Below are 12,095 nucleotides of genomic sequence, written 5' to 3'. Positions count from 1 at the left end.
GTCTTAATAAAAAATATGGTGGCATAAATTATAAACTTTATGTAAAGTTAATAAAAGAGATATTTTTTAGGAGATAATCAAGACAAATTCCCAAAGACTAGTTGAATAAAAAGGAACTAGGCTTGTAGATATATTTCTGCTTATCTAAATGGAAACTAGCATAAAAATAATTCTTAAAGTTTCGATAAACCTCCATAAGCATAGTCATAATCTCAGGAATTTAATGATACAGTCCTTTATTATCGACTTTAAATATTAATCAAGACAACGCTAACAAATTCTTCTTGTTATAGCTATAGGCTACAGCTTTAGGCGAGCGGATAAATTTGCCTATATAAGTTAATGGTGTCATATCGATGTGCCTAGCTTTTTATAAAAATCCATTGTTGATGAAAAATTGCAAACTTTGATAGTGTTCTCAAGCCAATACTTATTGCGTAGTAGCTTTATAAACGCCGACATCCTTAATACTTGTATTTCAGCTTTTATAATGTGTGATGAAATACCTAAGTAATTCAGTATACAGACGTAAATAGATACAAAAATGACAAAAATTGATTGTGTAAAAGGTTATTGTTTATGGGATGCCGATTAAAAGTGTTTCTCACAGAAGAAGAAAAGCTGACTTTAGAAGAGTTGAGAAAAGCCAAAGATGTTCCTCAACGTACTAAGGATCGTGCTCAAGTTTTACTGCTGAATACTCGTGGCTTAAAAAATGAGCAAATTGCAAAAGGCTTAAACTGGGCGATTTCAACAGTGCGTCAAACCCTTCATCGCTGGGAAAAAATGGGTTTAGCAGGTTTATGGGATGCTCCTGGTCGAGGAGGAAAACCTCGATATTCAGAATCAGATTTGGTTTATCTCGAAAATTGTTTGGCTCAAGAATCAGAGACTTATAACTCTAAACAATTAGCAAAAAAACTCGCATCTGAGCGTCAAGTAAACTTGAGTGCAGATCGACTACGACGGGTACTGAAAAAAAGGGGGAGGAGGTTTGGAAGCGCACGCAAACAATCCGAGAAACAGAACATTAGTTAACGGAAGCTGCTTTGCATCTACCCTCACTAAATACTGAGACTGGAAAGCTACGTTGTTTATTCATTGAATATGCGCGATCGCTGTCGTTTAGTTGCAGGTGCATTGCAAGGTATAGCCCAAGCAGATTATTATTCTGGCGCGTTTAGATTTGGATGGTGCGCCAATGGGTGTTTCTGTGGAAGTAATGCGGTTTTTCTCTCAATTTGGACGAGTTGCTTACGATCAAGAAGCCCTTGCTGTCTTCCTCAACTATATTCAGCCTTACACTGGGGATGAAGATAAAGACTTTATCGTAGAACTATTTCAGAATTACCTGCTAGATATTCCAGTCAGTCCTAGCCGTGGAATTAACAACTGCGATCGCTTTATTGAATGATCTCCAGAAAAATGCACCGGAGATTGACACCCATTTGTTGAGATAGTTAGGCGATTGCGTAGCCGCAATTTCTGCTAGTCTGGTATATTTGCAAAATTCACCTATGAAAACAAAATCCACCAAAAACTTTAATGCTTAGGTGGATTTGTTACTTATTTTTAGTGGATCCGAGCAGAGTCGAACTGCTGTCCAAATTGGGTATTGACCCCCCGCTCATTCACAGGTTTAGCCTATTTGACCCTCAAGGCGGGAATCGTTCATTATCCCGAACGTAGGATGCTCTGATTTAATCTTAGCTAGCAAGCCAACCAGAGAACGCTTACTAGAGCATCCGTTGGGGTTTGGTCTTCAGTCCTTAACGGAGTCAAACTAAAGACGCTCGAACCTGTAAGAGGTGTTTTAGGCTGCTACTAGAGCATCCTTACGAGCAAAGTTAACGATGTTATTCGCATTTACTTTTTGTTTGAGCCTTTGATTTTCGAGAGGAGACTCACTCTCGACCTGAATCACAGAGCAGCGTTCGCCAACCTGTCGAAACCGTGACGGACCCATGCGTTTTATATTTCAATTATAATACGCAATTCTTGAAATGTGTTGATAGACAAAATTTTTTGGTTCATGCCAGTACTGCTGAGAAACACAGGGTATCTTTATATGAACTTGGCTCTAGACCATCAATGTAGTTAGCGCATAAGGTAATATCTTTGTAACCATTTTCCCGTAGACACATAATAAATTCGTCGCGTCCAAACCAATGTAAAGGAAAATTTTGTAACTCTGTAGCAACGAGTTTGCCATCTTTCCACTTTTCGTAACGAATCACAGTCGTGTTAAGTTGATTGAGCCAGTCTATCTGAGATGTAGATTGTAAAAGGATTGTTGATCCATCAGGGCAGTCAATTGGCGAAGCCTGCTTGACGATGTTCTCTGTCTTAAAATCTTCAATAGGCAATTCTAAATCAATAAAGATTCGCCCTTGTGGTTCCAGATGTCGAGCAAAAGCTTGCAGAGCAGACACAGCAGCAGTTCGCTTTTCTAGCAGCATGAATGAGCCGAAGGAAACTGCAATCGCACTAAATTTACCAGGAATATCAAGTTTTTCTACACAACCTTGATGGAGAACAGGATTTAAATTCCTGTCAGCACAGTGCTTTCGACAAGCAGCAAGCATATCCAGTGAACTATCAATACCCTCAACATTGATACCAGCTTCTAGCAGTGGAATGAGTAGTCGTCCCGTTCCCACCATCGCCTCTAAAATTCTGCCACCAATTGATGAAAGGTTTCTAATGTAGTATGGAACGTCGGGGTACTCTCCATTAATGGGCTTGGTGATGTTATAAACTTCGGTACACAGGGAACCATATGCCGTCAATGTCATTTAATTGAAATTTCCCAAATACTAAAAATAGCCAATTGCTAATTTCAAAACAATTAGCAATTAGCTATTATCGCAACTAACAATTAACTATTCCCTAAGTTAGTGCTTCAGCACCGCCTACAACCTCAAGGAGTTCTTGGGTAATTGCAGCTTGTCGGGCTTTGTTGTAAGACAGGGTTAAAGTGTTAATCAGTTCACCAGCATTGTCGCTGGCATTACTCATGGCTGTCATCCGCGCTGCTAGTTCGCTAGCAGCCGATTCTTGCAGCGCCCGCAATAGCTGGTTACTCAGATACAGGGGCAATAGAGAATCGAGAATCTGCACGGGATCTTGCTCAAAAATCATGTCAGGAGCCAACGTGCGGACTTGGTTAGTCACTTTTTCCCGTTCGACTTGAAATTGACCGCCACGAGTTGTTAAGCGGAAGATTTCGTCATCGTTTGCTTCTAGTCCTTGCGGGTCGAGGGGTAGCAGGGTTTGGACTACAGGACGGGAGCTAACCAAAGAAACGAATCTGGTATAAATTAACTCAACGCGATCTACTTCTTCCGAAAGGAACAAGGAAAGCAGTTGGTCAGCAATTTGAGTAGCTTCGGCTGCGGTGGGAATTTGCTCTAAGCCACTGTAAGTTGCATCAATGGGTTGATTGCGACGTTGAAAGTACTGTGTAGCTTTGCGTCCAACAATCACAAATTGATAGTCTAAACCTTCTGCCTTGATTTCCTTGGCGCGGTTTTCTGCACGGCGGATAACGTTATTGTTGTAGCCGCCGCATAAACCGCGATCGCCTGAAATAACCAACAACCCAACTGATTTAACTTGGCGTTTTTTCAGTAGTGGTAGGTTTGCTTCTTCAAAGCGCAGACGGCTTTGCAAACCATACAATACTTGTGCCAAGCGATCAGCAAAAGGGCGAGTTGCTAGCACTTGTTCTTGCGCCCGACGCACTCTAGCCGCAGCTACCAGACGCATGGCTTCTGTGATTTTTTTGGTATTTTTGACCGACTGAATGCGATCGCGTATTGCTTTTAAATTGGCCATAACTGTAAGTTCTGAGTCCTGAGTTCTGAGTCCTGAGTGATAGAAAGTGCTGAATGCCAAGCTTCATAGGAATTGGAAATGTGAGAACTTGTAAGCATCATGCTCATATATCTTCACTCTTGACTCCTCTTTTCACTCAGCACGGGCTAAACGCCCCGCTTCCGCTAACAGCACTCAGCACGGGCTTAACGCCCCACTACCGCTAATAGCACTCTATTACGCTGCTGCTTTGAAGGTCTTTTTGTATTCGGTAAGTGCTTCCTTCAAGGCAGCTTCTTCTGCATCACCTAGTGCTTTAGATGCTTGTACTCCTTGAGCATACTGGGTTGTTCCAGTCTTTAAGTACTCACGTAGACCTGTTGTAAAGCTAGTTACTTGATTTACAGGCACATCATCTAAGTAACCATTAATACCAGCGTATAAAATTGCTACTTGTTCGTATACCGAGAGTGGCGAATTTTGTGGCTGCTTGAGGAGTTCACGCAACCGTTGACCCCGTGCCAACTGGTCTTGAGTGGCTTTATCTAAGTCAGAAGCAAATTGTGCGAAGGCTTGCAGGTCGTCAAATTGGGCTAGTTCCAATTTAATCTTACCGGCAACTTTTTTCATTGCCTTGGTTTGAGCCGCAGAACCCACGCGGGATACTGAAATACCGGGGTTTACAGCCGGACGGATACCAGCGTTAAATAAGTCAGAAGAGAGGAATATCTGACCATCGGTAATAGAAATTACGTTGGTGGGGATGTACGCTGAAACGTCACCAGCTTGGGTTTCGATGATTGGTAAGGCGGTCATACTACCTTTACCTAATTCGTCACTCAACTTTGCAGCTCTTTCTAACAAGCGGGAGTGGATGTAGAATACATCTCCGGGGTAAGCTTCGCGTCCGGGTGGACGACGTAGCAGTAGTGACATTTGGCGATAAGCTTGAGCTTGCTTGGAGAGGTCATCATAAATTACCAGGGTAGCTTTGCCTTTGTACATAAAGTACTCAGCAATAGTTGCGCCTGTGTATGGAGCTAGGAATTGCAGGGTTGCTGGGTCACTGGCGTTAGCGGCGACGACGACGGTGTAATCCATCGCGCCTTTTTCTTGCAATGTTTGTACCACGTTGGCGACTGTGGAAGCCTTTTGACCAACTGCAACGTAGACACAAATTACATCTTCTTCTTTCTGGTTGATAATGGTGTCGATCGCGATCGCAGTTTTACCAGTTTGGCGATCGCCAATAATCAATTCCCGTTGACCACGACCGATGGGAATCATTGAGTCAATAGCTGTGATACCCGTTTGCATAGGTTCGTGTACAGACCTACGGGCAATGATACCGGGTGCTGGAGATTCAATCAAACGGCTGTCTGGGGATTTGATGTCTCCCTTACCATCGAGAGGACGACCCAAGGCATCTACAACTCGGCCAATTAGAACTTCTCCTACTGGGATCTGGGCAATTCTACCAGTAGCTGTTACAGAACTACCTTCTTGAATTTCTAGCCCTTCACCCATCAGCACCGCGCCCACGTTGTCTTCTTCTAAGTTCTGGGCGATGCCAATTGTGCCATCTTCAAATTCCAAAAGTTCCCCAAACATAGCCTTTTCCAGACCATAAATCCGGGCAATACCATCACCAACTTGAAGAACGGTACCAACGTTAGCAACTTTGACCTCTTGATCGTATTGCTCGATTTGTTGTTGGATAATGCTGCTAATTTCGTCAGGTCTAATTGATATGCTCATGTGTCTATCTTTTTTGCTTTCGAGAACAAAAGTAAAAGGGACTGGGGATTAGGGACTGGGGATTAGGGACTGGGGATTAGGGATGGAAAGAATTTATGATTATAATCTTTTTCCTAGTCCCCAGTACCCAGCCCCCAGTCCCCAGTCCCAATTTTCTAACTATTAGTTAAGCGCAATGAAAGGCGGCGTAATTGACCCCGGATACTAGCGTCAATTACCTGTGAGCCTACTTTAATGATCACACCGCCAATTAACTCGCTGTCTATCCTGGTTTCTAGTTCTACCTGGCGAGCATTTGAGATGGCGATGACCTTTTGGATGATTGCTTGCTGTTGAGCTTCTGTGAGGGGAACGGCTGAAATTACTTCCGCTAATACGGTTTGATTCAGCTGCCGCAACAGCGCCAGATACTGTTGAAAAATTTCTTCCAAGAATGCAATCCGCCGTTTATCTACCAGTACTAGCAAAAAATTGCGTAAGTAGGAATTAGAACCTTCACCGAGTATTTGTTTGATCAGAGCTTTTTTGTTCTCAGACTGAATAAACGGGTTGCTGAAGAAGTTGTGTAGCTGTTTGTCTGTTTTGAGCAACCCCAGGAGAGTACGCGCATCTTCCCCGAATTCTTCTGTCAAATTTTTTGATTGCGCTATTGACAAAAGTGCCTGTGCGTAAGGTTGGGCTATTTCGATTGCCGCTACCTGACTTGTCATACATTGCCTCCCAGTTGTGCGATGCTGCGGTCAATTAAACCTTGTTGAGCATCGTCGGCAATCCCGCTTTTGAGTTGCGATTCGACTTTTTGCAATGCTAGTGTAGCTACCCGTTGCCGCAGTTGAGCGATCGCTCGATCAGTTTCCGTGTTTAAATCTGCTGCTGCTGTTTGTTTCAAGCGTTCTACGTCTTGCACTGCCTTCGCTAACAAGGCTTCTTTCGTCTTTTGGGCGTTTTCTGTGGCAGATTGGCGGATACGTTCTGCTTCTGCCTGAGATTGCTTCAATTGCTCTTGCGCTTGGGAAAGGGCAGTCTTTGCCTCTTTTAAGCGCGCTTCTGCTTCCTGAATTGCAGTGGCAATATTGGATTGTCGCTCGTTCAGGATATTGCTTAAAACTTTACGTCCGAAGTAGAATAATATGCCAATCAGAATCGCTAGATTAATCAGATTGGTTTCAAAAATGTCTACGTTTAGACCGAAACCACCTTCTGCGCCTTCTGCCAATTCAGAGTGAACAGCGTTCGCTTCTGCGGCAAATAATAAGAATGTCCCCATGATACCCATTTACAAGTGCGCTGCTCGCTTGCTAATACGTTGTATTTTCCCGAAGGGAAATTAAGTATCTTTCCCCGAAGGGAAATTAATTATCTTTGTCAGGAAGGTAAATTAAGTATCTTTCCCGAAGGAAATTTAAGTATCTTTTCCTCGAAAGGAAATTAAGTATCTTTCCCCAGAAGGGAAAAAGTGCCTTTTTTTGACACTTAATTAAGCGCTCTGGACTAGGGACCAGTTGCACGTATGCTTTCACAGAACCATTTTAGTTAGTTTATCTAACTGGAGTTGGCCCCAATAGTTTTTCTAGAATCTGCCTGCTTAGAGCATCAACTTGTTGCTCTAAGGTGCGAAAAGCTTCCTGCTTTTGTTGTTCTATTTCAACAGCAGCTTGTTCTCGTTGAGTCTGAGCTTCCTTTTGGGCCTCAGCAATTTTCTCGGCAGTAATTTTCTTAGCTTCTAGTTGAGCTGCTTCTACGGTAGCTTGCGATTGTTTACGAGCATCTGCAAGTTGTTGCTCGTATTCGGTAGCCAAGCGCTCGGCTTTAGCCAAGCTCTCCCGGGCTTCCAAGGTATTCGTTCGGATATAATTATCGCGATCGTCTAGTACCTTGGTCAGTGGCTTATAGAAAATTGCATTCAACAAAGCTGCTAAGAGCAGGAATTGCAATGCCATGAAGGGCAAGGTAGCATCGAAATCAAACATTTGTCTCCTCTTTGGCTGGAGTAGCAGTTTTCGTGGCTAGCAACATCATCCAACCTTTGATATTTTAGAGACCCATAGCCAATAAGGGTCAACTGAACATTAGATATTCTATTTAAGATACCCAAAACGTTTCGATTGTAGAGGCGTGATGGTTCACGTCTCCACACTCACAAAAATTTTCAGGTATTAGCCGAAGGGGTTAGCAAACAGCAATACCAGGGCAATCACTAGACCATAAATAGTCAAGGATTCCATGAAAGCCAAGGTTAATAGCAGAGTACCGCGAATTTTTCCTTCTGCTTCAGGTTGACGAGCAATACCTTCTACTGCTTGTCCAGCAGCGTTTCCTTGACCGATACCAGGGCCAATTGCAGCTAAACCAATCGCTAAAGCAGCAGCGAGAACTGAAGCAGCCTGAACTAATGGATTCATGTTGATTTTCCTTGCTTTGATTACAAACTAACAGACATTACGTTAACGATTAGAAACGTGGTTTTCACGCTGCACATGAGTTCTTCGATCGCGCTTTGCGATGTTTTGAGCAAATATGCTCTGGGAACTGTGCTATCAACTGAGAAGTTTAATGCTCCTCATGTTCATCTCCACCATGCCCCTCCATCGCCTCATGAATGTATGCTCCGGCTAGGGTGGCGAAAACCAGGGCTTGAATGGCACTGGTAAATAAACCCAAGGCCATTACAGGCAGAGGTACAAATAGAGGAACTAGCAGCACCAACACCGCTACTACCAATTCATCCGCCAAAATATTACCAAATAGCCGGAAGCTTAGGGAGAGAGGCTTGGTGAAATCTTCTAGAATTGCGATCGGCAACAAAACAGGTGTTGGCTCTATATATTTCTTAAAGTAGCCTAAACCCCGTTTGCTAAAACCTGCGTAAAAGTACGCTAAAGAGGTCAGCAGTGCCAATGCAACAGTCGTATTGATGTCATTGGTGGGAGCTGCCAATTCACCTGAAGGTAGCTTGATGAGCTTCCAGGGAATTAGCGCACCTGACCAGTTCGATACGAAAATAAACAAGAACAATGTGCCAATAAATGGCACCCAAGGGCGGTACTCTTTCTCACCGAGTTGGTTTTTGGCTAAATCGCGAATAAATTCTAGGGCGTATTCCATCAAATTTTGGATGCCCTTGGGAATTCTTTGTGCGTTGCGAGTAGCAGCTATTGAAGCCACTACTAGAATACTAATCACAAACCATGAGGTGAGAAAAACTTGCCCATGAATTTTAAGATTGCCCAACTGCCAGTAGAAATGATGACCTACTTCTAATTCGGCGAGGGGAAAAGAATTAAAGGCGTTTAAGACACTAAGCATTTGCATTCTTCAAGCATTTTCCCCAACGAGCGAGGATGGGATTACTATCTTTGTGAGCCTGACTTTTTAAGAATCAGGAATGAACGCAATTTGCACCATATAGACGAGGAGCGTAGCTTTGTAAGTTAGAAATCCCAAAAAAATGGGCAGAATCTGTAGCTCACGCCACCGAGTTGCCACGATCATGATTCCAATAAACAGAGCAAAACGAGTTTTGCTCAGACTGGTTTTTTCACTACCGAGCTGCTCAACATCTCTAGCCAACATTTTTAAGTAAACCACACCTGTACACGCCCCAATTAAATAATTTAGGGCAATGTTTAAGGAATAAAAAATCCACACAGAGATAAAAATAACCCCCGTCAAGACAAGCGTGATTACCAACAATCGCTGGAAGAGTTGATAGAACTCTTGCATGGAGTTACCTGATTCTGTGTCTTCAGAACCAGTTTTAGCATCTTGTTGCGTTGTCGGAGTGGGCGCAATTGATTCGTCAGACAAGCTCACGGGACTTGAAACCAGTACAGTTAAATATGATGACTGCACATTCAGTCAGCTGAATCATATCACGATGCGGTAACAATACTTTAGGAAAAAACAATTAACTTCTTGTCAACATTCAGAGAGTAAGTACCGACAGACTAAAGCCCACAGTACTTTTACCAAGTACACCTCGGCGAACTTGGTAAAAAGTAAAGGTTTTATAGGATATTGATCAATAGAGGGCAGGCAAGATACCCGCCCCACAAGAGTCTTGGGTTGAATATACCTCTCGAATTAAATTATTTTGGCAGTCCGCAGACCGAACAGCAAACCTACAGCTAAGCCAAAGAATAAACCCAAGAAGACGATATAAGATACAATTGCAAACATTTATTGCTCTCCAGAATACTTCCTAAATCTATTGAATCATTAGTTGTTGGGTATTGGGCATGGGGCAAAATAGTTCCGTTAGCGTCAGCGGGGCGTTTAGCCCGTTTCGAGTTCCTCGGCTTAGAGTAAAGAACTGAGATTCCACACTCAGCACTCAGCACTCCTGAAGGGCATGGGGTAGAAGAGAAATAGTTACTGCAACTTCTCCCCCTACTTTCCTGGTTCTTACCAATCCCCAATCCCTAATTTCCTATGCCCATTTTCTAGATTGCGATACAATACAGCCCACGGGCGCTCGTTTGGGGTTGGGCAATGACTTCTGTAATTAATGTAAATCTACCAGAGCAGTCTTATGAAATTGCGATCGCACCTTCAAGTTTAGAGCAATTGGGTCAACAGATGGCCAGTCTCAAGCTGGGCAAGAAGGTATTGCTGGTTTCTAATCCGACGATTTTTAAGCATTTTGGGGAAAGAGCAATTACATCCCTGACATCTGCTGGATTTGAAGTTGCTAGCTGCACTCTACCACCTGGAGAACGCTACAAAACCCTCAATTCCATCCAAAAACTCTACGATATCGCCTTGGAAAACCGCCTAGAACGTTCTTCTACGATGGTAGCTTTGGGCGGAGGTGTAATTGGCGATATGACTGGCTTTGCGGCTGCAACTTGGCTACGCGGTATTAATGTTGTCCAAGTGCCTACCTCTTTGTTGGCAATGGTAGATTCGGCAATTGGCGGCAAAACTGGTGTGAATCATCCTCACGGTAAAAACTTAATTGGGGCATTCCATCAACCGCGCTTGGTTTTGATTGACCCAGATGTGTTAAAAACTCTACCTATGCGTGAGTTTCGAGCAGGGATGGCAGAAGTCATCAAGTACGGTGTGATTTGGGATGCCGAATTGTTTTCCCAGTTGGAAGCAAGTAAACGCCTCGACCAACTCCGCTATGTTAAACCTGACTTATTAACAGACATATTAACGCGTTCTTGTCAAGCTAAAGCTGATGTTGTTGGCAAAGATGAAAAAGAAGGCGGATTACGCGCAATTCTTAACTATGGTCATACCATCGGTCACGCAGTGGAAAGTTTGACTGGTTATCGTTTAGTGAATCACGGTGAAGCGGTAGCTATTGGTATGGTAGCAGCTGGTCAAATTGCTGTGGATTTGGGACTGTGGCAAAAGGAAGATACAGAACGTCAAAATGCTTTAATTCAAAAAACGGGTTTACCGACTCAATTACCAGATGGGGTAGATATTGAAGCGATTATTGAGGCGTTGCAATTAGATAAGAAAGTCAAAGCGGGGAAAGTGCGGTTTGTTTTACCAACAGAGATTGGTGTAGTGACAGTTACCGATGAAGTGCCATCGGATATTATTCGGCAAGTATTGCGAGGAATGTGAACAATTTGAAGAATAATTCAAGATTCAGGAGTCAGAATAAAACTTAGTTGCTCTGTCCTTTAATTACGAATTACGAATTAATGAGCCTTGATACTCCAAGCTAAGAATCAATTAACCTTGCAAGAGTTCTTGAATCTTCCACCAGGCGAGGGAGATATCACCTACGAACTTGTTGATGGTCAAGCAATTCCTAAGATGTCACCAAAATTTTTTCACGCAAAACTTACGCGTGTCCTTCTCAATTTGATTGAGCAATCGTGTGAGGGAAAAGGAGAAGTTTGCCCTGAATGGTCTGTTGCATTGACCCGTCAGGAGCAAGATTGGATGCCAATTCCAGATATTTTGTATATTTCTTATAAACGTTTACCCGCAGACTGGGATGAAAACGAAGCTTGTCCTGTTCCTCCTGATTTGGTGATATGAGATTATTTCGCCCTTTGGGTTCGAGAGTTCACAATCGACGGAAACCGCCAAGACTGCGACTCTCTCACCGGGACAAACCTTTGGACAAATGGTGGCTATATTTAGATGCTAAGGTACTGCGGGTGTGGGTATTAGATAGCAAAGCCAGAAGCATTACTGTTTTTTATGCAGATGCAGCACCACAAACTTATATGGGAGAAGAATTACTCACAGATTCTTTATTTAAGGGACTGCAATTTACTGTTGAGCAGGTGTTTCAAAAGGCGAAAATACCATTTACTACTGAATAGCACTTTACATCTAGCACAATTCTCTTGCTTTCAACATCCATCGAAACTTCAAGTGGCAGAAGATTTGTTTAAATTTAACCAGTTGCTTGAGCAACTTATCTGGTTAATTTAGATGGTAGCTGTATTGTACTAATATAGCAGTTCCTGCTTGAGTGCAATACAGTATGGGATGATGGAGTATATCAACGTCTAAGTGCCTGTAGAATGAAACCTTACTCCTGTGAT

13 protein-coding genes, 1 other RNA gene and 1 pseudogene are annotated in these 12,095 nt (G+C 43.0%); 4 read left to right on the top strand and 11 right to left on the bottom strand.

Going from position 1 to position 12,095, the window contains the following annotated elements; genetic code table 11:
• The first annotated feature begins 579 nt into the window (after positions 1-579).
• Complete coding sequence (locus tag V7K89_RS24150; RefSeq protein ID WP_335191660.1) at positions 580-1,038, top strand: helix-turn-helix domain-containing protein; 459 nt, start codon at positions 580-582, stop codon at positions 1,036-1,038.
• Between the two features lie 163 nt (positions 1,039-1,201).
• On the top strand, positions 1,202-1,414 hold the full coding sequence (locus V7K89_RS24145) for a hypothetical protein (RefSeq protein WP_335191658.1): 213 nt from the start codon (positions 1,202-1,204) through the stop codon (positions 1,412-1,414).
• Between the two features lie 159 nt (positions 1,415-1,573).
• Here V7K89_RS24145 and ssrA read toward each other — a convergent pair.
• From ssrA to petL, 11 genes are all read right to left on the bottom strand, one after another.
• Positions 1,574-1,964: a transfer-messenger RNA gene (gene ssrA, locus V7K89_RS24140) on the bottom strand.
• Positions 1,965-2,030: 66 nt separating this feature from the next.
• Positions 2,031-2,795, bottom strand: coding sequence for a class I SAM-dependent methyltransferase (locus V7K89_RS24135; protein WP_335191656.1), 765 nt, complete (start codon positions 2,793-2,795; stop codon positions 2,031-2,033).
• Between the two features lie 94 nt (positions 2,796-2,889).
• The gene (locus tag V7K89_RS24130; RefSeq protein WP_335191654.1) at positions 2,890-3,837 is read right to left on the bottom strand and encodes a F0F1 ATP synthase subunit gamma; all 948 of its coding nucleotides are present in this window, start codon (positions 3,835-3,837) and stop codon (positions 2,890-2,892) included.
• 216 nt (positions 3,838-4,053) lie between these two features.
• Positions 4,054-5,574, bottom strand: coding sequence for a F0F1 ATP synthase subunit alpha (gene atpA / locus V7K89_RS24125; protein WP_335191652.1), 1,521 nt, complete (start codon positions 5,572-5,574; stop codon positions 4,054-4,056).
• A 155-nt stretch (positions 5,575-5,729) separates the two neighbouring features.
• Entirely contained in the window at positions 5,730-6,284 is a 555-nt protein-coding gene (gene atpH / locus V7K89_RS24120) for an ATP synthase F1 subunit delta (protein ID WP_335191650.1), read from the bottom strand.
• Positions 6,281-6,850, bottom strand: coding sequence for a F0F1 ATP synthase subunit B (locus V7K89_RS24115; RefSeq protein ID WP_335191649.1), 570 nt, complete (start codon positions 6,848-6,850; stop codon positions 6,281-6,283). The genes atpH and V7K89_RS24115 overlap by 4 nt, the downstream gene beginning before the upstream one ends.
• 262 nt (positions 6,851-7,112) lie before the next feature.
• Positions 7,113-7,544: a F0F1 ATP synthase subunit B' gene (locus V7K89_RS24110; RefSeq protein WP_104907880.1), complete on the bottom strand. Its 432-nt coding sequence runs from the start codon at positions 7,542-7,544 to the stop codon at positions 7,113-7,115.
• A 186-nt stretch (positions 7,545-7,730) separates the two neighbouring features.
• On the bottom strand, positions 7,731-7,976 hold the full coding sequence (gene atpE, locus V7K89_RS24105) for an ATP synthase F0 subunit C (protein WP_334745764.1): 246 nt from the start codon (positions 7,974-7,976) through the stop codon (positions 7,731-7,733).
• 148 nt (positions 7,977-8,124) lie between these two features.
• Complete coding sequence (gene atpB, locus V7K89_RS24100) at positions 8,125-8,886, bottom strand: F0F1 ATP synthase subunit A (RefSeq protein ID WP_175586935.1); 762 nt, start codon at positions 8,884-8,886, stop codon at positions 8,125-8,127.
• Between the two features lie 60 nt (positions 8,887-8,946).
• Entirely contained in the window at positions 8,947-9,387 is a 441-nt protein-coding gene (locus V7K89_RS24095; RefSeq protein ID WP_334907134.1) for an ATP synthase subunit I, read from the bottom strand.
• Positions 9,388-9,657: 270 nt separating this feature from the next.
• Positions 9,658-9,753 (bottom strand): cytochrome b6-f complex subunit PetL, encoded by a 96-nt coding sequence (petL, locus tag V7K89_RS24090; RefSeq protein WP_334907096.1) that lies wholly within the window; start codon positions 9,751-9,753, stop codon positions 9,658-9,660.
• A gap of 312 nt (positions 9,754-10,065) precedes the next feature.
• Here petL and aroB point away from each other — a divergent pair, with 312 nt between their 5' ends.
• Positions 10,066-11,157 carry a 3-dehydroquinate synthase gene (aroB, locus tag V7K89_RS24085; RefSeq protein WP_335191647.1) on the top strand — a complete coding sequence of 364 codons (1,092 nt, stop codon included), beginning with the start codon at positions 10,066-10,068 and terminating at the stop codon, positions 11,155-11,157.
• A gap of 87 nt (positions 11,158-11,244) precedes the next feature.
• A pseudogene (locus V7K89_RS24080) lies at positions 11,245-11,870 on the top strand (Uma2 family endonuclease).
• Positions 11,871-12,095 lie beyond the last annotated feature (225 nt).

This window comes from Nostoc sp., from assembly GCF_036917515.1.
Taxonomy (GTDB): Bacteria; Cyanobacteriota; Cyanobacteriia; order Cyanobacteriales; family Nostocaceae; genus Nostoc.
This window is presented reverse-complemented; position numbering and strand designations above follow the sequence as displayed.